Origin of the sequence: Tepidiphilus baoligensis (assembly GCF_012911495.1) — a bacterium.
GTDB classification, from domain to species: domain Bacteria; phylum Pseudomonadota; class Gammaproteobacteria; order Burkholderiales; family Rhodocyclaceae; genus Tepidiphilus; species Tepidiphilus olei.
Genome location: NZ_JAAAUB010000007.1, coordinates 29110 through 49821 on the forward strand (window position 1 = coordinate 29110; position 20712 = coordinate 49821).

At 66.5% G+C, this 20712-nt stretch carries 22 protein-coding genes and 2 tRNA genes; 18 read left to right on the top strand and 6 right to left on the bottom strand.

Annotated elements, in window-relative coordinates; translation table 11 throughout:
* Positions 1–143: 143 nt before the first annotated feature.
* Positions 144–992 carry a thioredoxin family protein gene (locus GV368_RS06100; protein WP_169115886.1) on the top strand — a complete coding sequence of 283 codons (849 nt, stop codon included), beginning with the start codon at positions 144–146 and terminating at the stop codon, positions 990–992.
* Positions 993–1037: 45 nt separating this feature from the next.
* Here the strand turns inward: GV368_RS06100 and GV368_RS06105 are convergent.
* From GV368_RS06105 to GV368_RS06115, 3 genes are all read right to left on the bottom strand, one after another.
* Positions 1038–1114: transfer RNA gene (locus GV368_RS06105), tRNA-Arg, on the bottom strand.
* 84 nt (positions 1115–1198) lie between these two features.
* Entirely contained in the window at positions 1199–1399 is a 201-nt protein-coding gene (locus GV368_RS06110; protein WP_169115887.1) for a DUF2905 domain-containing protein, read from the bottom strand.
* A 19-nt stretch (positions 1400–1418) separates the two neighbouring features.
* Positions 1419–1509, bottom strand: a tRNA-Ser gene (locus GV368_RS06115).
* Positions 1510–1593: 84 nt separating this feature from the next.
* On the opposite strand from GV368_RS06115, the gene GV368_RS06120 reads away from it, so the two are divergent.
* From GV368_RS06120 to GV368_RS06160, 9 genes are all read left to right on the top strand, one after another.
* Positions 1594–2208 (top strand): cob(I)yrinic acid a,c-diamide adenosyltransferase, encoded by a 615-nt coding sequence (locus GV368_RS06120; RefSeq protein ID WP_169115888.1) that lies wholly within the window; start codon positions 1594–1596, stop codon positions 2206–2208.
* A gap of 54 nt (positions 2209–2262) precedes the next feature.
* Positions 2263–3786, top strand: coding sequence for a flagellin N-terminal helical domain-containing protein (locus GV368_RS11640; protein WP_194240911.1), 1524 nt, complete (start codon positions 2263–2265; stop codon positions 3784–3786).
* A gap of 37 nt (positions 3787–3823) precedes the next feature.
* A complete protein-coding gene (locus GV368_RS06130; RefSeq protein WP_169115889.1) occupies positions 3824–4255 on the top strand; it encodes a flagellar protein FlaG in 432 nt (143 codons plus the stop codon).
* Between the two features lie 10 nt (positions 4256–4265).
* A complete protein-coding gene (fliD, locus tag GV368_RS06135; protein ID WP_169115890.1) occupies positions 4266–5645 on the top strand; it encodes a flagellar filament capping protein FliD in 1380 nt (459 codons plus the stop codon).
* 17 nt (positions 5646–5662) lie between these two features.
* The gene (gene fliS / locus GV368_RS06140) at positions 5663–6073 is read left to right on the top strand and encodes a flagellar export chaperone FliS (RefSeq protein WP_142810925.1); all 411 of its coding nucleotides are present in this window, start codon (positions 5663–5665) and stop codon (positions 6071–6073) included.
* Between the two features lie 4 nt (positions 6074–6077).
* Positions 6078–6374 carry a hypothetical protein gene (locus tag GV368_RS06145; protein ID WP_169115891.1) on the top strand — a complete coding sequence of 99 codons (297 nt, stop codon included), beginning with the start codon at positions 6078–6080 and terminating at the stop codon, positions 6372–6374.
* A gap of 110 nt (positions 6375–6484) precedes the next feature.
* On the top strand, positions 6485–7885 hold the full coding sequence (gene fliK, locus GV368_RS06150; protein ID WP_169115892.1) for a flagellar hook-length control protein FliK: 1401 nt from the start codon (positions 6485–6487) through the stop codon (positions 7883–7885).
* Positions 7869–8210: an EscU/YscU/HrcU family type III secretion system export apparatus switch protein gene (locus GV368_RS06155; RefSeq protein ID WP_169115893.1), complete on the top strand. Its 342-nt coding sequence runs from the start codon at positions 7869–7871 to the stop codon at positions 8208–8210. Before fliK ends, GV368_RS06155 begins: the two co-directional genes overlap by 17 nt.
* A 33-nt stretch (positions 8211–8243) precedes the next feature.
* A complete protein-coding gene (locus GV368_RS06160) occupies positions 8244–9032 on the top strand; it encodes a flagellar brake protein (RefSeq protein WP_169115894.1) in 789 nt (262 codons plus the stop codon).
* A gap of 1 nt (position 9033) precedes the next feature.
* On the opposite strand, the gene fliE is transcribed toward GV368_RS06160, so the two are convergent.
* The 3 genes from fliE to GV368_RS06175 are packed head-to-tail and all read right to left on the bottom strand — an operon-like array spanning position 9034 to position 11911.
* Positions 9034–9360, bottom strand: a complete 327-nt coding sequence (fliE, locus tag GV368_RS06165) for a flagellar hook-basal body complex protein FliE (protein ID WP_142804326.1) — start codon at positions 9358–9360, stop codon at positions 9034–9036.
* Between the two features lie 35 nt (positions 9361–9395).
* Positions 9396–10790 carry a sigma-54-dependent transcriptional regulator gene (locus GV368_RS06170; protein ID WP_169115895.1) on the bottom strand — a complete coding sequence of 465 codons (1395 nt, stop codon included), beginning with the start codon at positions 10788–10790 and terminating at the stop codon, positions 9396–9398.
* Complete coding sequence (locus GV368_RS06175) at positions 10787–11911, bottom strand: sensor histidine kinase (protein WP_169115896.1); 1125 nt, start codon at positions 11909–11911, stop codon at positions 10787–10789. The genes GV368_RS06170 and GV368_RS06175 overlap by 4 nt, the downstream gene beginning before the upstream one ends.
* Before the next feature lie 134 nt (positions 11912–12045).
* Here GV368_RS06175 and fliF point away from each other — a divergent pair, with 134 nt between their 5' ends.
* From fliF to fliM, 8 genes are all read left to right on the top strand, one after another.
* Positions 12046–13731, top strand: coding sequence for a flagellar basal-body MS-ring/collar protein FliF (fliF, locus tag GV368_RS06180; protein ID WP_169115897.1), 1686 nt, complete (start codon positions 12046–12048; stop codon positions 13729–13731).
* Between the two features lies 1 nt (position 13732).
* Positions 13733–14731 (top strand): flagellar motor switch protein FliG, encoded by a 999-nt coding sequence (fliG, locus tag GV368_RS06185; RefSeq protein WP_169115898.1) that lies wholly within the window; start codon positions 13733–13735, stop codon positions 14729–14731.
* Between the two features lie 17 nt (positions 14732–14748).
* A complete protein-coding gene (locus GV368_RS11645) occupies positions 14749–15555 on the top strand; it encodes a flagellar assembly protein FliH (RefSeq protein WP_169115899.1) in 807 nt (268 codons plus the stop codon).
* The gene (fliI, locus tag GV368_RS06195) at positions 15552–16952 is read left to right on the top strand and encodes a flagellar protein export ATPase FliI (protein ID WP_142804320.1); all 1401 of its coding nucleotides are present in this window, start codon (positions 15552–15554) and stop codon (positions 16950–16952) included. Before GV368_RS11645 ends, fliI begins: the two co-directional genes overlap by 4 nt.
* A 13-nt stretch (positions 16953–16965) precedes the next feature.
* On the top strand, positions 16966–17412 hold the full coding sequence (gene fliJ, locus GV368_RS06200) for a flagellar export protein FliJ (RefSeq protein ID WP_169115900.1): 447 nt from the start codon (positions 16966–16968) through the stop codon (positions 17410–17412).
* 56 nt (positions 17413–17468) lie between these two features.
* Positions 17469–18944 carry a flagellar hook-length control protein FliK gene (locus GV368_RS06205; RefSeq protein WP_169115901.1) on the top strand — a complete coding sequence of 492 codons (1476 nt, stop codon included), beginning with the start codon at positions 17469–17471 and terminating at the stop codon, positions 18942–18944.
* 97 nt (positions 18945–19041) lie between these two features.
* A complete protein-coding gene (locus GV368_RS06210) occupies positions 19042–19629 on the top strand; it encodes a flagellar basal body-associated FliL family protein (protein WP_169115902.1) in 588 nt (195 codons plus the stop codon).
* A 23-nt stretch (positions 19630–19652) separates the two neighbouring features.
* A complete protein-coding gene (gene fliM / locus GV368_RS06215) occupies positions 19653–20672 on the top strand; it encodes a flagellar motor switch protein FliM (RefSeq protein WP_169115903.1) in 1020 nt (339 codons plus the stop codon).
* The last annotated feature ends 40 nt before the right edge of the window (positions 20673–20712 follow it).

Sequence of the window (20712 nt, forward strand, 5' to 3'; positions counted from 1 at the left end):
GGACTATGATGGAGCTTGGGCGTGCTCTGTGCTTTGCATTCGTTTTCATCCTTGTCGCAGCCAGGTTTCATCCTCATATGGGCATATCCGGCGCTCAATGAGCTCTCCCTGTCATCCTTTGTCGAACATCAGGAAAGGAAACGATGAGTCAATTTTCTTTCGACGTCGACGAACGTACTTTTCCCGCTCTCGTACTCGAACGCTCACACGAGGTTCCCGTCTTGGTCGACTTCTGGGCGCCATGGTGTGGCCCCTGTCGGGTACTCAAGCCCATCCTGGAAAAGCTGTCCGAGGAATACGGTGGCCGTTTCCTGCTCGCCAAGGTGAATTCAGACGAGAACCCGGCGCTCGCCGCTCGCTACGGCGTGCGCGGCATACCCAACGTCAAGGCGTTTCGCCATGGCGAACTGGTCGACGAATTCACCGGAGCGATGCCGGAGCGGGCGGTACGAGAATTCATCGAGCGACTGCTCCCCTCGCCAGCCGACGATCTACTGCGCGAGGCAGCGCAGCTACGCGGACGCGGCGACTTGGCTGCCGCCCTGCAGCGCCTGGAAGCCGCAGCGGCACTCGCACCAGAGGACGATGAAGTCAAACGCGCGTTGGCAGAGGTGCTGATCGAGCTCGGCCGACTCGAAGAGGCCCAAGCGCAGCTCGATGCCATCTCTACGCCTGGGCGACTCGACGAGGCGACCAAACGGCTCGTTACGCGACTCGAATTCGCCCGCGCGGCGGCGGAAGACGAAATGGCGCTACGCGAGCGCCTCACCCGCAACCCCGACGACATGGAAGCGCGACTGCGGCTTGCCAAACATCTGGTGGCAGCGGGGCACTATGCGCAAGGAATGGATGAATTGCTGGAGATGATTCGTCGCGACCGACGCTGGAACGACGAGGCGGCGCGCAAGACGCTGCTTTCCGTGTTCGAGCTGCTTGGAGATGACCCGCTCGTGGCCGAGTATCGGCGCAAGCTGGCAAGCGTGCTCTATTGATTAAAAAAACCCGAAGCCGCACCGGCGGCTCCGGGTTCCGATTCTTGGCGCGCCCGGCAGGATTCGAACCCACGACCCCCTGGTTCGTAGCCAGGTACTCTATCCAACTGAGCTACGGGCGCGCAACGGAGATTGAAATTATATCCATTCTCCGATGCATGTCAAGCTTCCGGCAACGCTTTGTAGCGAACCGATCGCCCCTCGCTCTACTTGCGCCACCACCAAAAAAAGAGCGAGAGCAGCACCGAGACGAGGATGCTGGTCGTGATGGGAAAGTAGAACGTGAAATTGTCGCGTTCGATGACGATGTCGCCGGGCAGGCGGCCGAAGGGGAAACGCGACAGCCACGGCCAGAGCACGGCCGCGAGCAGAAAGAGGATGCCGAGCAGGAAGAGGAGTTTTTGCATCGTCGGCGCCCGGGGATGCTGGCGGAGAGGGCGGGATTCGAACCCGCGTCAGGGTATTCCCCTGAACACGCTTTCCAGGCGTGCGATTTAAACCGCTCATCCACCTCTCCGGCAAGCCCTGTATTATACCGAGGTTCGGCGAAAAACGCCACGCTCTTCGCACGTGGCTCGCCTTTTCCTCCAAGGAGCACCACATGGGACACCGCCTCTCCAAGATCACCACCCGCACGGGCGACGAAGGCACCACCGGCCTCGGGGACGGCTCGCGCGTGGCCAAGAACAGCCGGCGCATCGAGGCGCTGGGCGAAGTCGATGAGTTGAACGCCGTGGTCGGCGTGCTCGCGAGCGAAACCTCGGACGAAGACCTGCGCGCGGTGCTCGCCGAAATCCAGCACGCCCTCTTCGACCTGGGCGGAGAACTCTGCCTTCCCGGCGCGGCCGTGCTCACCGACGCGCAGGTGGCGCGGCTCGAAGCGCTGATCGAGACCTACAACGCCGATCTGCCCCCGCTCAAGGAATTCATCCTGCCCGGCGGCAGCCGCGCGGCGGCGCTCGCGCATCTTGCCCGCACCGTCTGCCGCCGCGCCGAACGCTCGGTGGTGGCGCTCGCCCAGGAAGAAGCGCTGCACTCCGCCCCGCGCCGCTACCTCAACCGCCTCTCGGACCTCTTCTTCGTGCTCGCCCGCGTCTACAACCGCCGCGCCGGCGTGCCCGACGAACTGTGGCGGCGCGAGCACAAAACGCCCAAGCCCGCGCGCGCCGGCGCCATACTGCCCGGTGAGGAAAATTCCTCAAGTCCGGCCGCATGATGCCGTAAACACTCCTACCAAACCCAGTAAGCCACTCACGCAAGGAGAACCATCATGGCATCCGTCATCAACACCAACATCGCCTCGCTCAACGCGCAGCGGAACCTCCTGAAGAGCCAGAACGACATGCAGACCGCCATGCAGCGGCTCTCGTCGGGCCTGCGCATCAACTCCGCCAAGGACGACGCGGCGGGCTTGGCGATTTCCGACCGCATGACGGCGCAGATCAACGGCCTCAACCAAGCCACGCGCAACGCCAACGACGCCATGTCGGTAGCCCAGATCGCCGAAGGGGCGCTAGGCGAAGTCACCAATGCCCTGCAGCGCATCCGGGTGCTGGCGGTGCAGTCGGCCAACGACACCAACACCGCCACCGACCGCGCCTCGCTGCAGAAGGAGGTCAACCAGCTGCAGCAGGAAATCACGCGACTCGCCACCCAAACTTCGTTCAACGGCAAGAACCTGCTCGATGGCTCTTTCACCGGCCAGCAGTTCCAAGTAGGGGCTTACGCCAACCAAACCATCGGTTTCTCCATCGGAGACTCTCGGGCCGCATCAATCGGCACCTACCAAATTTCGACCACCGGCTCCGCAGGGATCGAAGCCGCGGTTGCGGCCTCAGCCGGATATCCCACAGCGAACAACATGTCCGCTCAGGACATTACCATCCAAGGCCCGCGCGGCGAAGCCACGCTCTCCTCGGCAACCACCATCACCGCTGGCGTAACGGCCAAACAAATCGCTGATGCGGTCAATAGTCAAAGCGAGAAAACGGGCGTAACCGCCACCGCGCGCACGACCGTTACGATGAGCTCCTTGGCTTCCGCAGGAACGGTCAGCTTTACTCTGCATGGAGCTAACGACAAAACCGCGCAGGTCACAGCCGACATCACCGATCCCAATGATTTGTCTGCACTGGCCAATGCGATCAACCAGACGACCGGCACCACCGGCGTATCCGCCTCCTTTGATAAAGAAACGGGCGAATTGACGCTGGTTCAGGCTGAAGGGTACGATATCGGGATCGAAGGGTTCAACAATAGCGCCGGGGGCACGATCTCGGTCGCCGGAAGTGAGGGTAATGCGGTCGCTTTGACGAGCGGAGGAAATAATAGCACCCGCGTCGGTGGCGAAGTCACCTTCAATTCGTCCGGACCTTTCAGTGTCAGCGTCTCCGTGGCAGGAGAGTTGTTCGACGCAGCTAACACAGCCAATTACGGGGAGCTCAAATCGGTTGCGGACATCGACATCGGTACGCAGCAAGGCGCCAACGACGCGCTCAAGATCGTCGATGGGGCGCTGGCCTACGTCGATGACCTGCGCGCCGACCTCGGGGCGATCCAGAACCGCTTCAGCTCGGTGGTGTCGAGCAACTCGGTGACGAGCGAGAACGTGGCGGCCGCCCGCTCGCGGGTGCTGGATGCGGACTTCGCCGCCGAGACGCGAACCTCTCGCGGGCGCAAATCCTGCAGCAGGCCGGCACCGCGATGCTCGCGCAGGCGAACGCCTCCACGCAGAACGTGCTCACGCTCCTGCGCTGATCGGGGCTTGACACGGGCGGCGCAGGGTCTAGCATGATCCCTGGCGCCGCCCGTTCCCCTTGGGGAGATTGACCATGAACGTCCCGATTTCTTCCGTATCCCTGCCGCAGGGCGCCGCGAGCACGGTGGTGACCGAGCCGCCGCGCCCGCCGGCGCCTTCCGCCGCCGTGGCGGACACGATAGCGAGCACGACGACCACCGCGCGCTCGAGCGACACCGCCTCGGCGACGACGGCGCCGGCAGGCAGCACCGCCGCCACTGCCCAATCTTCCGCCATCGACCGCGACACCTTGCAGGGCGCGGTCGAGCGGGTGCAAAAGGCGGTGGAGACGCTCTCCAGCGCCGGCATCCAGTTCACCCTCGACCAGGATTTCAACAAGATGGTCGTGCAGGTGGTGGATACCTCCACCAGGGAAGTGATCCGGCAGATTCCGCCCAAGGAGATGCTGGAGATCGCCCAGGCGCTGGACAAGCTCCAGGGCCTGCTCGTACACCAGAAAGCCTGAGGAGACGGCCATGGCCACGATCACTTCCAGCGGCATCGGTTCGGGGCTGGACATCAACGGCATCGTCGAGCAGCTGATGTCGATCGAGCGCCGGCCGATCGTCGCGCTCGAGCAGCGCAAGAGCACGGTACAGACGCAGATCTCGGCCTTCGGTCAGGTGAAGTCGGCTCTGGCCACGCTGCAAGCGGCGGTGAAACGGCTCGACGATCCCAGCGTGCGTTTCGCCGCCGCGGCTTCGGTGAGCGAGGGGGCCGGCTTCACCGCCACCGCGAGCGCCGGCGCCGCCACGGGTACCCACGAGATCGGCGTGCAACGGCTCGCCCAGGCGCAGCGCGTGGCCACCAACGCCACCGAAGGTTTCAACCCCGGCGCGGGCACCCTCACCATCAGTGCCGGCGGCCAGAGCGTGGAGATCGATTTTACCGGCGGCACGCTCGAGGATCTGCGCACCGCCATCAACGACCAGGCAGGCTCCCTGGTGCGCGCATCCATCGTCGACAACGGCGGGGTGAGGCAGCTCGTGCTCACGGGTGCGCAGACCGGCAAGAGCCAGGCGTTCTCGCTCACGGGCACCGGGGGGCTCGAGGAGCTCACTTTCGACCCGAACCCAGAGGATCCTCCGCCCACCGATCCGAGCAGCAGCCTCTATCTGGTGCAAGCGGCACAGGACGCGCAGATCACTTTCGACGGGCTCACCGTGACCCGTCCCTCGAACACGATCGAGGACCTCATCCCCGGCGTGACGATCGAGCTGCGCTCCGTGACCGCCGAGCAGACGGCCCGGCTCACGGTGAAGCGCGACGATGCGGCGCTGAAGGAGGCGATGCAGTCCTTCGTCGATGCCTACAACGCGGTGAACAACACCCTCCACACCCTTTCCTACTACGATCCGGAAACGAGAACGGCCGGGCCGTTGTCCGGCGACGCTTCGGTGCGCACGATCCAGAGCCAGCTGCGCAATTCCCTCAATTCGCTCACGGGTAGCGGGCCTTTGCGCAATTTCACCGATCTGGGGCTGAGCTTCGACGACAAGGGTGCTTTGAGCCTGGATGAAGCCCGGTTCGCACAGGCACTACAGAACACGCCCGAGGCGGTGAACCAGATGCTGGTGGGCACGGATGCGCAGCCGGGGCTGGCGCGACGGCTGGCTCCGGTGCTGGAGGCCAACCTGCAAACGGGCGGGCTGCTCGATGCGCGCGTGCAGGGGCTGACCGCCCGCGTGACGCTGATCGATCAGCAGAAGGAGCGGCTGGAGTCGCAGCTCGAACGCATCGAGCAGAACTATCGACGGCAGTTCAACGCGATGGACAAGATCGTGGGACAGTACGCGAGCCTGGGCTCCTACCTGCAGCAGCAGTTCGATGCCCTGATGGCGAGCACGAAGAAGTGATGTCGAGGAGAAAAGGCATGTTCAACCGGATGCGAGGCGCCAACGCCTATTCGCAAGTCAGCCTGGAGACCGCCGTGCAAAGCGCCGACCCGCACCAGCTCATCCTGATGCTCTACGACGGCGCGCTGATGGCGCTCGCGCAGGCCGTGGTGGCCATGGAGCAAAAAGACATTCCCAAGCGCGCCCAGTCCATCAGCCGGGCCATCGCCATCATCCACGACGGGCTGCACGCCTCGCTGGACGTGGAGAGCGGCGGCGAGCTGGGCGAGCGCCTCGCCGCCTTGTACGACTACATGGTGGAGCGCCTGACGCAGGCGAATGCCACCAACAACGCCGCGGCGGTGCAGGAGGTGAGCGGGCTGCTGCGCACCCTGCGCGAAGCCTGGGCGGAGATGCCGCGCCAGCAGGCCGCGGCCGCGGCGGGGTGAGTCGATGACGACGCCCATCGAAGAGGCGCCATGGGCGGAGCTCGCGCGCGGCTGCGCGGCGCTCGCCGCCGCCGCCGAGGCGAACGACTGGGATCGCGCGGCGGCGCTGATGAGTGCGCTCGACGCCCTGACGACGGCCGACCGCGCCTGGTGCGCGACGCACGACCCGGCCTTGCCCGAGCGGCGGGCGGCGATCGTGGCGGCGCGCGCGTCGCTGGAGGCGGCCGGCGCACACTTGCTGCCGGCGCATGCGAGCCTGAAGAAACTGCTGCGCGCCTGGGGTGCGCTGCCTCCGACGTGAGCGCGCCGCTCCAGAGAGACGCTGAAGAAATGAGCGAACACCGCGCAACGCAGCGATTCGCCCGCGCAGCCAATCATTCAGCGTTTCCCTAGGCGCCCGGAGGTGATGAGATGATCCCGCCAGACCTCGCTGCGCGGATACGCATGATGGTCGAGGCGGAGCTGCTGCGCCCCGAGACGCAGGTCGGCGGGGTGGAGCGCATCCGCCCCCTTCCGGAGCGCCTGCCGGAGGTGCTCCCGGGGCAGGTGCTGCGCGCCACCATCCAGCGACCGTTGCCCGAGGGCACCTACCAGGCGGTAGTGGCAGGGCGTGAAATGACGCTCGCGCTCGACCAGCCGGTGAAGAGCGGCGATACCCTGGAGCTGGTGGTCGAGCGGCAGGTAGGCGGCACCATTTACGCCCGCCGTCAGGAAGGGCAGGAAGGAGCGGATCGGGGCATGGCGGGTGCCTCGGCGCACACCCGGCTCTCCTCGGCCGGCGAGCTTCTGCGGCAAGTGCTGACGCAGCCCACCCCGCAGCGCCTGCCCCTGCCTGCCGGCACGGAACGAGCCGCGCCGCTGCTGCCCACCCCGCCCCAATCGCCCGCGGAAGTACAGCGCCTGGCCACGGCGCTGCAAGACAGCGTGCAGCGCTCGGGACTCTTCTACGAATCCCATCTGGCACGGTGGGTCCGGGGACAGTATCCGCTCGAATCCCTGCGCGCCGAGCCGCACAACCTCGTGGCGCGGGCAACGCCGGCGGCTCCGAGCGCAGAGGCGCCGCCGTCGGGCGCCGCGCCTGCCGCTGGCACTGCCTCCCTTGCGGCTGCCTCCGCCGCGCTTGGCGCTGCCGGCGAAGAGGTTTCGTCGGCCGAGCGCGCCGCGTTGGTAGCGGCCGCCGCGCCCTCCCCTTTGCTGACCTGGCTCATGCGCAACGCCCCTGGCGCTGCCGGGCCGGGGAACGCCGAGCGGCTGCTCGCGGCCTTTCTCTCCGGGCAGATCCCTGCGTCCGGCGCCGAGGAGGCTGCGGCGCGCCCCGCCGTCGCGCCCGAGCGCGGCGCGCCCCCGGGCGGCGCAACGGCAGCGACCACGGCAAGCGAGGGCGCACAGGGCGCCCCTCCTGCGAGCGCCAGCGCCATTCCCGAACGGCTGGTGCCGATCGTGCAACATCAGCTCGACGCCCTGGCCACCCAGCAGCTGAACGTGCAGTTCGCCCCTTGGCCGGGTTTGCTCGTGCAGTGGCGCATCGAGGCGGAGGGAGAGCAGGACGGAAGGGCCGAAGGGGAGGAAGGCGAGGCGCCGGTGTGGCGCTCCACGCTGCGGCTGACCCTGCCCCGCCTGGGCGAGGTGACGGCGCAGCTGCAGTGGCAGCACGGAACGCTCGAATTGCGTCTCACGGCCAGCCAGGAAGCGGCTTTGACGCGGATGCGCGCCGCGGCGCCCATGCTGGCCTCGGCTTTGGAGGCGGACGGCATTCGCGTCACGAAGATCGAGGTCGCGGCGCAGGAGGGGATGGATGCAGCCGGAGAATGAACGAGCGGAAACCGCGACGGGCGAGCGCCTCGCCGCGGTGGCGTTACGCTACGAGTCGGGCGAGCCTGCACCCCGGGTGGTCGCCAAGGGGCAGGGGCTGATCGCCGAGCAGATCCTCGAGCGCGCGCGCGAGGCGGGCGTGTATGTGCACGAGTCGCCTGAGCTGCTCTCGCTGCTGATGAAGCTCGATCTGGACGAGCGCATCCCGCCCCAGCTCTACGTGGCGGTGGCGGAGCTGCTCGCCTGGGTCTATCGACTGGAGCAAGAGGGCGGTGGCGGCAATCCCCTGCCTCCACGCGCTCCGCCGCCAGAAAGTATGCTATAACATGACCAGCCTGCCAACGATCTTGCTCCCTTCATGTCTTCCGCCCCCTTGCGCATCGAGCTCTACGATCCCGAGCGCCACCCCGATCTCCTCTTGCGCTCTCCTCGCGAGATCGCGTTTTTGCTGCGAAGCCTGGCGGAGCGTCGGGTTCAGCTGGGCATCTTTGCCGAGCGGCGCTATCTCTTCACGTCCGTGCTCCTGAATGTCAGCGAGGAGCATCTCGTCCTCGACCCTTGTGGCGACGAGCAACTCAACCGCCTGGCAACGCAATGGGGCGTGATCTGCCAGGGCAAGCTCGAAGGAGTGACGGTGCAGTTTGCCTGCGCGCGGCTGGTGCGTGTCGAACATCAGGGCGTGATGGGCCTCGGCGCGCCTTTGCCCTCAACGGTGCTGCGCTTGCAGCGCCGGGAGTTCTTCCGCCTGCCGCCGCCCGCGCCCACGTGGTGGTGCGAGCTACCGTGGTCGGATCCGGCTTTTGCGCCCTTGCAGGCGGAGGAGCCCAAGCTGAAGCTGCGCGTCCTGGATTTGAGCGTGGGGGGCGTCGCCCTGCTCTTTCCGCCCGAGGTCCCCGCGCCCGCGCACGGCCACCAATTCGCCGGCGCGCGCCTCATACTGCCGCCCATGGATTGGCTAGAAACGGCCATGGAGGTGCGCAGCATCCTGCCGCTCGATACCCCCGGACCGGCGAGGGCCGTTCCCACACGGGTGGGCTTTCGTTTCATCGGCATGCCCACGGCAGCGGCGAACCGCCTCTACCGCTTCCTCTTCGAATTGCAGCGGGAACAGCTGTCCGCACGCAAGGCGGGATTAGGAGCGGGGTGATTCACACCGGCATGTTCATGATGTCTTGGTAGGCGCTCACCAGACGGTTGCGCACCTGCACCATCTGGTTGAAGGCAAGCGAAGCCTTTTCCAGGTCGATCATGACGTTTTGCAGGTCGACGTTGGGGTCGCCCGCGCTGAAGCGATCGGCTTGCTCGCGCGCCTGGCTCTGCGCCTGGCTCACGTCTTTGAGGGCGGAATCGAGCACGGAGGCGAAATCGACCTGCCCGGCTCCTTGCGGCGCTTCGGCGGCGGCTGGCTTGCCCTGGGCGAGCGCCTGGGCGCGCTGCATTTCGGCGAGCAGCTGGTTGATGCCGTTGGTGTCCATGCCATGCCTCCTGTTCTGCGGCGGCTGCGTTCATTCTAGCACTGTTCGTCGCCCGGGATCGCGTAGCCTTCGGCGCGGTAGCGCTGCAGTTTGTAGCGCAGCGTGCGCTCGGAGATGCCGAGCCGCTCCACCGCGCGCTTGCGCGATCCGCCCACTTCGCGCAGCACGCGCAGGATGTGCTCGCGCTCGCGCTCGCGCACCGTCTGGGCACCGCCCTCCTCTTCGTGCGCCACGGGAGCGGAGTTCGGCGCCGCGACTGCCGCTGCCCTCGGTTCTTGCGCTGCTCTGGCCTGCGAGCCCGCGCGCGCAGGCAAGCAGGCGGTGAGCGCCGCAGCGTCGATCGCGTTGCCGGGAGCGAGGATGAGGGCGCGCTGCAAGGTGTTCTCCAGTTCGCGGACGTTGCCGGGCCAATCGTATTGGAGCAAGATTCGTGCCGCCTCGTCGGTGAGCGTGGCGCCGTTCTTGCCGAAACGCGCGCCGTGCACGGCGAGGAAGCGCTGCGCGAGCGGCAGGATGTCGCCGGGGCGCTCGCGCAGCGGCGGGATGCGTAAGGGGAAGACGGCGAGGCGATAGTAGAGATCCTGGCGGAAGCGCCCGGCGGCGACTTCCGCGGGCAGGTCGCGGTTGGTGGTGGCGACGATGCGCACGTCGAGGGGAATCGGCTTGCGCCCGCCGAGGCGCTCGACTTCCTTTTCCTGGAGCACGCGCAGCAGCTTGGCCTGCAGCGCGAGCGGCATTTCGGAGATCTCGTCGAGCAGCAGCGTGCCGTGCTGCGCCTGCTCGAATTTGCCGGGCTGGGCGGTGCTCGCGCCGGTGAAGGCGCCTTTCTCGTGGCCGAAGAGGGTGGCTTCGAGCAGGTGCTCGGGGATGGCGGCGCAGTTGATGGCCACGAACGGCCCGTCGTGCCGCGGGGAGTGGCGGTGCAGGAAACGGGCATAGACTTCCTTGCCCACGCCCGATTCGCCTTCGAGGAGCACGGTGGCGTCGGTCTGGGCTACGCGTTCGGCCAGTTGCAACAGCTGGCGGCTGGCGGGGTCGGCGGCGACGAGTTCGTCGTCTCCGCCGGGCTGGGCGTACTTGCGCACGAGGGAGAGGAGCGCCGCCGGCTCGAAGGGCTTGAGGAGGAATTCGCAGGCGCCGCCGCGCATGGCGGCCACGGCGCTGGCGACGTCGCCATAGGCGGTCATGATGGCCACCGGCAGCTGCGGCAGCCGCCGGCGCACGGCGTCCAGCACTTCGAGCCCGTTCATGGGGGACATTTTGAGGTCGGTGAGCACCATGGCCAACGCTTCGTGCTCGAGCGCGGCGAGCGCTTCGGGGCCGGAGCCGACGGCGATGGGGCGGTAGCCGCCCACTTCCAGCGTGAGCGCGACGGCGTCGCGCAGGTTCGCGTCGTCCTCGACGATGAGGATCGGCAGCGGTTCGCTCATGCGTCCTCCATTGGCGGTGGGGAAAGCGGCAGCGAGAGCACGAAGCGGCTGCCCTCGCCGGGGCGGGAGAAGGCTTCGATGTCCCCGCCGTGCGCCCGCGCCACGCCGCGGGCGATCGCCAGCCCCAGCCCCGTACCTTCGCTGCGGGTGGTGAAGAACGGTTCGAAAATGCGCTCCAGTGTGTCGGCGGCAATGCCGGGGCCCTCGTCGCTCACGATGAGACGGGCGCGATCCCCTTCGCGTTCCCCTTTGAGGCGCACCGTGCCGCCTTCGGGGATGGCCTGCAGGGCGTTTTCCAGCAGATTGGTGAGGGCGCCGGCGAGCGCCTTGGCATCCCCATGGACCCAGGCACCGGCGAGCGGCTCGAACGCGCCCTCGAGCCGGGCGTGTTTGGCGGCGGCGAGCGGTTCGAGGGCGTGCAGCGTCTCGCGGGCGAGCGGCTCCAGCGCCACCGGCCCGCGCGCGCCGCTTTCGCCGCGTGCGAAGAGCAGCATGTCGCCGATGAGCCGTTCGAGGTGGCGCAGCCGCTCCTGCGCCCGCTCGGCGAGCTGGGCGCGGCGCTCGGGCGGCAGCTCGGCGGCGGCGAGGTTGCCGACGTAGAGCATGGCGGCGGCAAGCGGCGTGCGCAGCTGGTGCGCGAGCGCAGCCACCATCTCGCCCATGGCGGCGAGCCGCAGGTTGCGCTCCATCGCCTGGCGCAGGCGGTGCGCTTCGGTGACGTCGTGCAGCAGCAGCAGCCGCCCGCCGTGCGCGGCGAGATCGGCCCGGGAGAGGTCGAGCCGGCGAACCGACCCGTCGGGCACGGGCAACTCCACTTCCTGCGGCGTGTCGGTCGGCCGGAGCGTGGCGGCAAGTTCCGCCCACGCGCGGCCTTCCGGCTCGAGGCCGGGCCACAGCGCCTTGGCCGCCCGGTTCGCCTGCACGACGCGGTCTTGGGCATCGAGCACCAGCACGCCGGCCGGCAACGCCTGCAGCAGCACTTCCAGCCGCTCGGAGAGCATCCGGGCGCGCGCCTGCAGCGCCTCGTAGGAGCGCGTGAGCGCGTCGGAGGCGCGGGCGAACTGCTCGAAGGCGAGGGCGAGCTGTTCGGGCGTGAGCGAGGCGGCGGAATCGGCGGTCATGGTTTCTTACTATACGCGAAAGCGGCGGCGGCAGGAATTGCCGGCGGTTTTTGCCGCTATTTCCGCGACGGCTTGCCGCTCGACGCGCGATAATGCAGCATGAGACCGTTGCCCCTACGGCAGGAGAAGACATCATGGCCGAGGCCGATACGACGCTGAGCGCACGAGCCCCCACCCCGGCACGCTTGCCGCCGGCGCTGACGAACCTGATCGAGCGCATCGGGGCGCTCAGCCTGCAGCAGAAACTCGCCGCCGGCGCGGCGCTCGCCCTGGCGATCGCCCTCATCGTGGGGCTGCTCTTGTGGTCCAAGCCCGCCGACTATGCCGTGCTCTTCTCCAACCTGGACGAACGCGACGGCGGGGCGATCATCACCTCGCTGCAGCAGATGAACGTGCCGTATCGTTTTTCCGACAACGGCAGCGCCATCCTCGTGCCCTCTTCCCAGGTGCACGACCTGCGCCTACGACTGGCGGCGCAGGGGCTGCCGCGCGGCGGCAACGTCGGTTTCGAGCTGATGGACAATCAAAAGCTGGGCATCACCCAGTTCGCCGAGCAGATCAACTACCAGCGCGCGGTGGAAGGGGAACTCGCGCGCACGATCCAGAACATCGGCGCGGTGTCGGCCGCGCGCGTGCATCTGGCCATTCCCAAGAAAACGGGCTTCCTGCGCGACAAGGAAAAACCCGCGGCCTCCGTGATGGTGACGCTACGCCCCGGCCGGGTGCTGGACGAAGCGCAGATTGCCGGCATCGTCCATCTCGTGAGCTCCAGCGTACCCGAGCTCACGCCCGATCGCGTCACCGTGGTCGACCAGTCCGGCAACCTCCTCACCCGCTCGCCGAATCAGAACAAGGGCGATCTGGATGCCAAGCAGTTGGCTTTCATCCAGGAGATGGAAGCGTCCTACGTTCGACGCGTCGAATCCATCCTCGAACCCATCGTCGGGGCGGGCAACTTCAAGGCGCAGGTGGCCGTCGACGTCGATTTCAACCAGACGGAACTCACGAGCGAATCCTACCGTCCCAATCCGGCGCCGGAACAGGCGATCCGCAGCCAGCGCATCGAAGAGCGCTACGGCGGCGAGCAGGTGCCGCAGGGCGTGCCGGGCGCGCTCACCAACCAGCCGCCGGTGCCTGCCACCGCGCCCATCACCACGCCGGAAGTCGGACAGGGCGCTGCCGCCGCCGCTGCCGGAGGCAAGCGCGAGCGCACCGCCACGATCAACTATGAGCTCGACCGCACGATCCAGCACACGAAAAAAGCGCTCGGCGACGTGCGCCGCCTCACGGTGGCCGTGGTCATCAACCAGAAGACCGAGACCACGCGCGAAGGGGTCAAGACCATCCCTTCGGACGAAGAGCTCGCCCAGCTGGAGAAATTGGTGCAGAATGCAGTCGGGCTCAACCCGACGCGCGGCGACAGCATCACCGTCTCCGGGGCGCTCTTCGCCGGCAAGCTGGAAGAAATTCCTCCGCCCTGGTGGAAACGCCTGTGGAGCGATCCGGTCATGGTCGAACTGGTCCGCGAAGCTCTGCGCTACCTGCTGCTGGCCGTGGCTCTGGCGATCGTCTATTTCGGCGTGATCCGGCCGCTCGTGCGCACCGCAACCACCAAGGCGGAGAGGGAAGAAGTGCAAAGCGCCCCTCGAGCCGCGGCCGCGGAGACCGAAGAGGAAGGGGCGATCGTGCAGCTGGGCGGCGTTTCACCCGCCGCGCCTTTCGAGCGCAAGCTCGCCGAACTGCGCCGCATCGCCCAGAACGATCCGAAGCTGCTCGCCAACCTGATCAGAGAGTGGCTCGGAGCCACGGAGAAACGTTGAGATGAGCGAGGACCCCGTCGAACGCGCCGCTTTATTGCTGCTCTCGCTCGGCCCGGCCGAAGCGGCCGAGGTCTTGAAGAACCTCGGCCCCAAGGAAGTGCAGAAACTGGGCACCGTCATGGCCTCACTGCCGCCCAAACCACGCGAGGAAGTGGAAGAGGTGCTCGACGAGGCCATCCAATACGTACAACGCGGGGCCCCGATCGAACCCGATCCGGACAAGATCCGCGAGATGCTCACCCAGGCGCTGGGCGACGACAAGGCGAGCCACATCATCGCCCGCATCATGCAGGGCTCGGACACCGCCGCGATCGAGAGCCTGAAATGGCTCGACCCGGCCACCGCGGCCGATCTCATCAAGAACGAGCATCCGCAGATCATCGCCACCATCCTCGTTCATCTCGAATTCGATCAGGCAGCGGAGATCCTCAAGCACTTCCCCGAGCGCCTGCGCAACGAGGTGATTCTGCGCATCGCCACCCTCGAAGGCGTCCAACCCCTGGCGCTCAGGGAACTCAACGAGGCGCTCGGGAATCTCCTCGCCAACGCCGCTTCCAGCACCAAGAGCAAGGCGATGGGCGGCGTGCGGCACGTGGCCGAGATCCTCAACTTCGCCGGAACCCAGCTCGAGAACGAAGTCATCGAGGCGGTGCGCGAATACGATCCGGATCTGGCACAGAAAATCCTCGACGAGATGTTCGTCTTCGAGAACCTCATCGACATGGACGATCGCAGCCTGCAGACGGTGTTGCGCGAGGTGCAGAACGACCAGCTCGTCATCGCCCTCAAGGGCGCTTCCCAGCAGCTGCGCGAGAAAGTCTTCAGGAACATGTCCCAACGCGCCGCCGAGATGCTGCGCGAGGATCTCGAAGCCAAAGGGCCGGTGCGCGTGTCCGAGGTCGAGGCGGCGCAGAAGGAGATCCTCAAGATCGTGCGGCGTCTGGCCGACGAAGGAACGATCATGATGCCCGGCAAGGGCGGCGAAGAAGGGTTCATATGACCCTGGGAGCAGTGTGAGTGGCGATCGACCGTCATCAGGCCACCGGCCTCTACCGTCCCTGGCAACCGCCTTCCTTCGACGAGGCGGAAAACCGGCGAGATCGACCATCGGTCGGCGCAGAAGCGGCGCGCCAAGGGGTGCAGCTGCCCACGGTCGAGGAACTCGAATCGCTCTATGAGCAGAGCCGCCGCGAAGGATTCGCCGCCGGCCACGAGGAAGGGTACGCTGCCGGGCGCGCCGAAGGTCTCGCCCAAGGGCAAGAAGAAGGCCGGCGCCAGGGCCATCAGGAAGGCTACGCCAAAGGCGAGGCCGAAGGGCGGGCCCGAGGGGAAGCCCAGGCCCGGGCGCAGTACGAGGCGCAATGGCAGCAGCGCCTGGCGCTGGCCGACTCCCTGATCGAAGGACTGGAGCACCTGGCGGAGCGCACGCGCGAGGCTTTGGCCGAAGAGATCGCCGCCCTCGCCGTCGAAATCGCCCGCCACGTGCTGCAGGACGAGCTGCGCACTTCGCCCGAACGCATCGTCTCCCTCGTGCGCCGCCTGCTCGAAGAAGAGGGCGCGCCGCATCTCACGATTCGTCTTCACCCCGAGGATCTCTCTCTGGTGCGAGAGGGGCTCGACGCCGAACTCGCCAAGGGGGGCCACCGGCTCATCGCCGATGCCTCGATCGCGCGCGGAGGCTGTCTCGTCGAATCCGATTCCCACGTGACCGATGCCACCCTGCCCAACCGCTGGCGCCGACTCGTCGCCCGTCTCTGGCCGGAGAGCGCCAGCTGGGGAGAAGAAACCCACGTGCCGGACGATGCGCGGGAAGGTGCCCCATGAGCGAGACCGAAGCACTCATCCTCGATCCCTTGCAGCAGCGCCTGCGCACCTGGCGCGAAGCTTTGCGCCACACGCCGGTTTTCACCAAGGCCGGGCGGCTCGTGCGCATCAATGGCCTGGTGATGGAAGCCATGGGTCTCAAGCTGCCTCTGGGGGCGAGCTGCCGCATCGAAACCCCCACGGGCGGCAGCGTGGAAGCGGAAGTGGTGGGTTTTCAGGGGGACAAGCTCTTTCTCATGCCCACGGAGGAAGTCTATGGCCTCGCGCCTGGGGCGCGGGTCCTGCCGCCCGAACCGCCGCCCATTCCGTTGCATGCCGACGAGATCCCCGAGGCGCCTTCACCCGATCGCGCCAAGCACCTGCCGGCCGGAGAAGCCCTGCTGGGGCGCGTGGTCGATGCGGCGGGACGTCCGCTCGACGGCAAGGGACCGCTTGCCGGCGCCACGCTGCGTCCGCTCTTCGCCCCGCCGATCAATCCGCTCGCCCGCACGCCCATCGACACGCCGCTCGACGTGGGCATCCGCGCGATCAATGCGTTGCTCACCGTCGGAAGGGGTCAGCGGTTGGGGCTCTTCGCCGGCTCGGGGGTGGGGAAATCGGTGCTCATCGGCATGATGGCCCGATTCACCGTGGCCGAGGTGATCGTCGTGGGGCTGATCGGCGAGCGCGGCCGGGAAGTGAAGGAATTCATCGAACAAAACCTCGGCCCAGAGGGGCTCGCGCGGGCCGTGGTGGTGGCCGCCCCCGCCGACGTGAGCCCCCTGCTGCGGCTACAAGGCGCGGCCTATGCCACGGCGATCGCCGAGCAGTTCCGCGACGAAGGGCGCCACGTACTCCTCATCATGGATTCACTCACCCGCTACGCCATGGCGCAGCGCGAGATCGCGCTCGCCGTGGGCGAGCCGCCGGTGACGAAGGGTTATCCCCCCTCGGTATTCGCCCGTTTGCCCGCAATCGTGGAACGGACCGGCAACGGCACCGACGATCAGGGATCGATCACCGCCTTCTACACCGTGCTCACGGAGGGCGACGACCAACAGGATCCCATTGCCGACGCCGCCCGCGCCATTCTCGACGGTCACTTCGTGCTCTCGCGTGCGCTCGCCGACAGCGGTCACTACCCGGCCATCGACATCGAACAGTCGATCTCGCGCGTGATGCCCCAGGTGGTGAGCGAAGAACACCTCACGCTCGCCCGCCGCTTCAAGAAACTCTGGTCGCGCTACCAGCGCGCACGGGATCTCATCGCCGTGGGGGCCTACCAGCCCGGCGCCGACGTCGAGCTCGACGAAGCGGTACGACGCCAGCCGGCGATGGCCGCTTTCCTGCAACAGGGCATGAACGAATGCGTGTCCTTTACCGAGGCCTGCGAAGGCTTGCGCCGCGTGCTCGCCTGAAAGGGAAGCTTCCATGAGCAAGAACCGGTTCCGCATGTTGCGTGAGCTGATGCAGCGGCAGGAGGACGAAGCGGCCGAAGCGATGGGCGCCTGTATCCGCCGCCATCGCGACGCGGAGGAAAAGCGTGATCTGCTCGAACGTTTTCGTAGCGAATACGAAGAAAAACTGCGCCAGGCGCTGCGCGACGCGGCCCCGCCCGAGCTCATCGTCAACCACCGCGGTTTTCTGGCGCGGCTCGACGAAGCGCTCATGCTACAGCACACAGAGCTCGAGCGCCTGAGGCATCTGCTCGAAGAATCGCGCCGCGCGTGGCTGGCGGCGCGCACCCGTCGCCGCGCTTTCGAAGTGCTGGAAACGCGCGCCGATGCCGAAGCGATGGCCCAGGCAGAACGGCTGGCACAGAAAGCACTCGATGAACATGCGACACAGAATCATCTGCGCCGTGAACGAGAATTCTGAACTCTGGCACCCTTTTTGCTCATGTTCAGTCGTCATCGCCCTCTCGGGAGTGTTTCATGAACCTGCAAACCGTCGCCCCCCAGGGTATCGATGTCCTCCGTGGCTCTAATTTCACCGAGGCTGCCAAGGCCGCACCAACGGGCGATACTTTCGCCCAGCTTCTCGAGCGCCGGAACGCCGAGACCCGAAACGCATCACGCGAGAATTCCTCTGCCCCGAGGCCGGCGAACGAGCAACCGCCCTCGACGACGAACGCCACCCCGGAAAAACGCACCGACACGCCCGAGCCCCCTGCACCGGCACAACCTGCGCCCGACCCGGTCGCGCCGCCAGCACCCACCGCCAACGGGGACGCGACGGCAACCGCACCCGCGGTAGTGTCAGAAACGGCGCAGTCTCAGGCGGTGTCCTCAAACCACGACACGAACGAGGAAAAGACTACCCCGCTCGAGGACACGCTCTCACCCTCCGATCCCGGCCTTCTTCCCGGGGCGGTGATACTCCTTTCCGCACCGGCAGCAAGCGGTGGCCCCAGCGCCTCCGAGCCGAAAACCGACGTCCTCGTGCCCTCGGCCGCATCGGCAGAAATTGCCGTCTCCCCTGCAGTTTCCGCCGCCACGAGCAAATCGGCCGAATCAACCGCCTCTGCATCGCTCGAGGCCGCAGCCAAGCATTTTCGCTCCATCGTCCTAGAGGATCCCTCCCGCTCGCCCGCTTCCCCGACCGAGAATCCCGAACGACCCCTCGCCCCAGCCGCCCCCCAACCGCTGCAAACCGCGATCGAACGCCTCTTGCGCGACGCGAACGAATCCTCGGTCTCGGTCACCCCCCTGCCCGAGCACGCCCAACGCAGCCCTCGAGCCAGCCGGCAGGGGCTGCCCTTGCCTGAAGGGGTTGTGCCGCCATTCGATCGCGGCCCCAAATCGGACACGACTCAGGCGACGCCGATCACGCTGCAGCCAGACCCTCTGAACACGTCCGAAGGCGTAGAAAAAGGCACGATACCCTCTGGGCATCCTTCCGAAGGAAGCGCTGCCTCGCGTCACCCTGCGCTTTCCTCTTTCTCCCCCGCCCCGTCTTCCTCACCGGCCGCGGAAACGCGCACGCTCTCCGTGCATACGCCACCCACCGAAGTGGAGCGCTGGGCGAGCGAAACCACGCAGCGCCTGGTCTGGCTGGCTGGGCGCGGCGAGACCAAAGCCGAGCTCCAGCTCACCCCGCCTTCGCTCGGCAAGCTGGAAATCAGCCTCATCGTCAACAACGATCAGCTCACGGCGCATTTCGTCGCGGCCAGCCAGGCCACCCGTGACGCCCTCGAGCATGCCCTGCCCCACTTGCGCGAGCAGCTCGCCCAGGCCGGTATGTCGCTGGGGCAGACGAGCGTGAGCACGGGGGATTCTTCCGACCAGCAAAACCAGAACGGCTCCGCTTCCACCTCCGCTACAAACGAGGGCCGCTCCCAAGCATCCCCTGCCAGAGAAGAGGATGTAGGGCGCCTACTGCAGCGCGGCCTAATCGATCACTACGCCTGAAAGTCGAATTGAGCCGGGTCGATGGCGCTTTTCGGCGCTCGGCGGAGGATAATGTCGCGCTATCCTGACTCAAGAACGATCGAGAGCGAGAAGACCCATGGCCAAGCCCGAGGAAAAACCGGAGAGCGAAAGCGCCCCCCCCGAAGCTGCTACCGGCATCAGCAAGAAGACCAAGCTACTCGTCCTGCTGCTGGTCGGGCTTCTGCTGCTGGCGCTTCTCGCGCTCGGCGCCCTGACGCTGCTGCTCATCAAACAGCGCAGCGCCCAATCAGGGGAGGGAGCCGATCCCACCTCGATTACCCGACCCACCACCCCCCCACCGATCACCGTCAACCCGAGTTCGCCGCCCGTGTTCGTGGCGCTCGACCCCTTCGTCGTCAACCTCGCGCCGGGTGAAGGCGAGCGCTATCTTCAGACCATCATCGTCCTGCGCCTGGCCGATTCGAAATTCGATGCCACCCTCAAACAGTATCTCCCGGAGGTACAGCACCGGATCAATCTGCTGCTCTCGAGCAAGCTTCCCTCGGAGCTCGTCACCCCCCAAGGGCGAGAACAACTCGCACGTGAGCTCACCGACGAGATCAACCGTGTGCTCGGCTATCCTCCCCCTCCTGCCGGTCAGCAACCGCAGGGGCCGACCGGCCCGGTCCAAGCGGTACTCTTCCGCTCCTTCATCATCCAATAGCGAAACACACTCGGACGACGACCATGGTGGGCGGCGGCGAATTCCTGACGCAAAAAGAAGTCGACGAGCTCTTGCGGGACGTAACCGGCGAGACCGAAGAGCCCGAGACGTCCGACGGCGAGGAAGAAGGCGGCATCCGCCCCTACAATCTCGCCACGCAAGAGCGCATCGTGCGCGGGCGCATGCCCACGCTCGAGCTCATCAACGAGCGCTTCGCCCGCAACCTGCGCATCGGCCTGTTCAACTATATCCGACGCAACGTCGAAGTCGCCGTGGGCGCCCTACACGTACAGAAATACGCCGAATTCCTGCGCAACCTCGTCATCCCTTCCAACCTCAACCTCGTGCAGATGAAACCCTTTCGCGGCACGGGGCTGATCGTGATGGAGCCCAACCTCATCTTTCTCGTGGTCGACATCCTTTTCGGTGGCGACGGGCGCTTTCGTACCCGCATCGAAGGGCGCGACTTCAGCCCCACGGAGCAGCGCATCATCCTGGGCATGCTCAACGTGATCTTCGAGGAATATCAGAAGTCCTGGGCGCCGGTCTACAAGATCGAGCTCAACTACGTGCGCTCGGAGATGAACCCGCAATTCGCCAACATCGCCACGCCCTCCGAGATCGTCGTCACCTCCCAGTTCTCGCTCGACTTCGGCATCGGCCAAGCCAACCTGATGCTGTGCTGGCCCTACTCCATGCTCGAGCCCGTGCGCGACATTCTCTACTCGACGATGCAGAGCGACCAGATGACGCAAGACACGCGCTGGACCCGCAATCTCGGTCGCCGCCTCATGGAAGCGGAAGTGGAACTGCGCGCCGAACTGGGCCATGCCGACATGGTCCTGGCCGACATCGTGGAAATGCGCGTGGGCGACGTCATACCGCTCGAAGTCCCCGAATTGGTGACGATGTTTTGTGAGAACATCCCGGTGCTGCGCGGCCAGTACGGCACGCGCGAAGGCCACTATGCGATCAAGGTCGACCATTTCGTCGCCGAAGAAGAACCGGACGAAGAGGATTCCAAATTCTCCCCCCCGACATGATCGACGGGAAAGACCTCCTCTCCCCTTTCCTGAGTCCTGC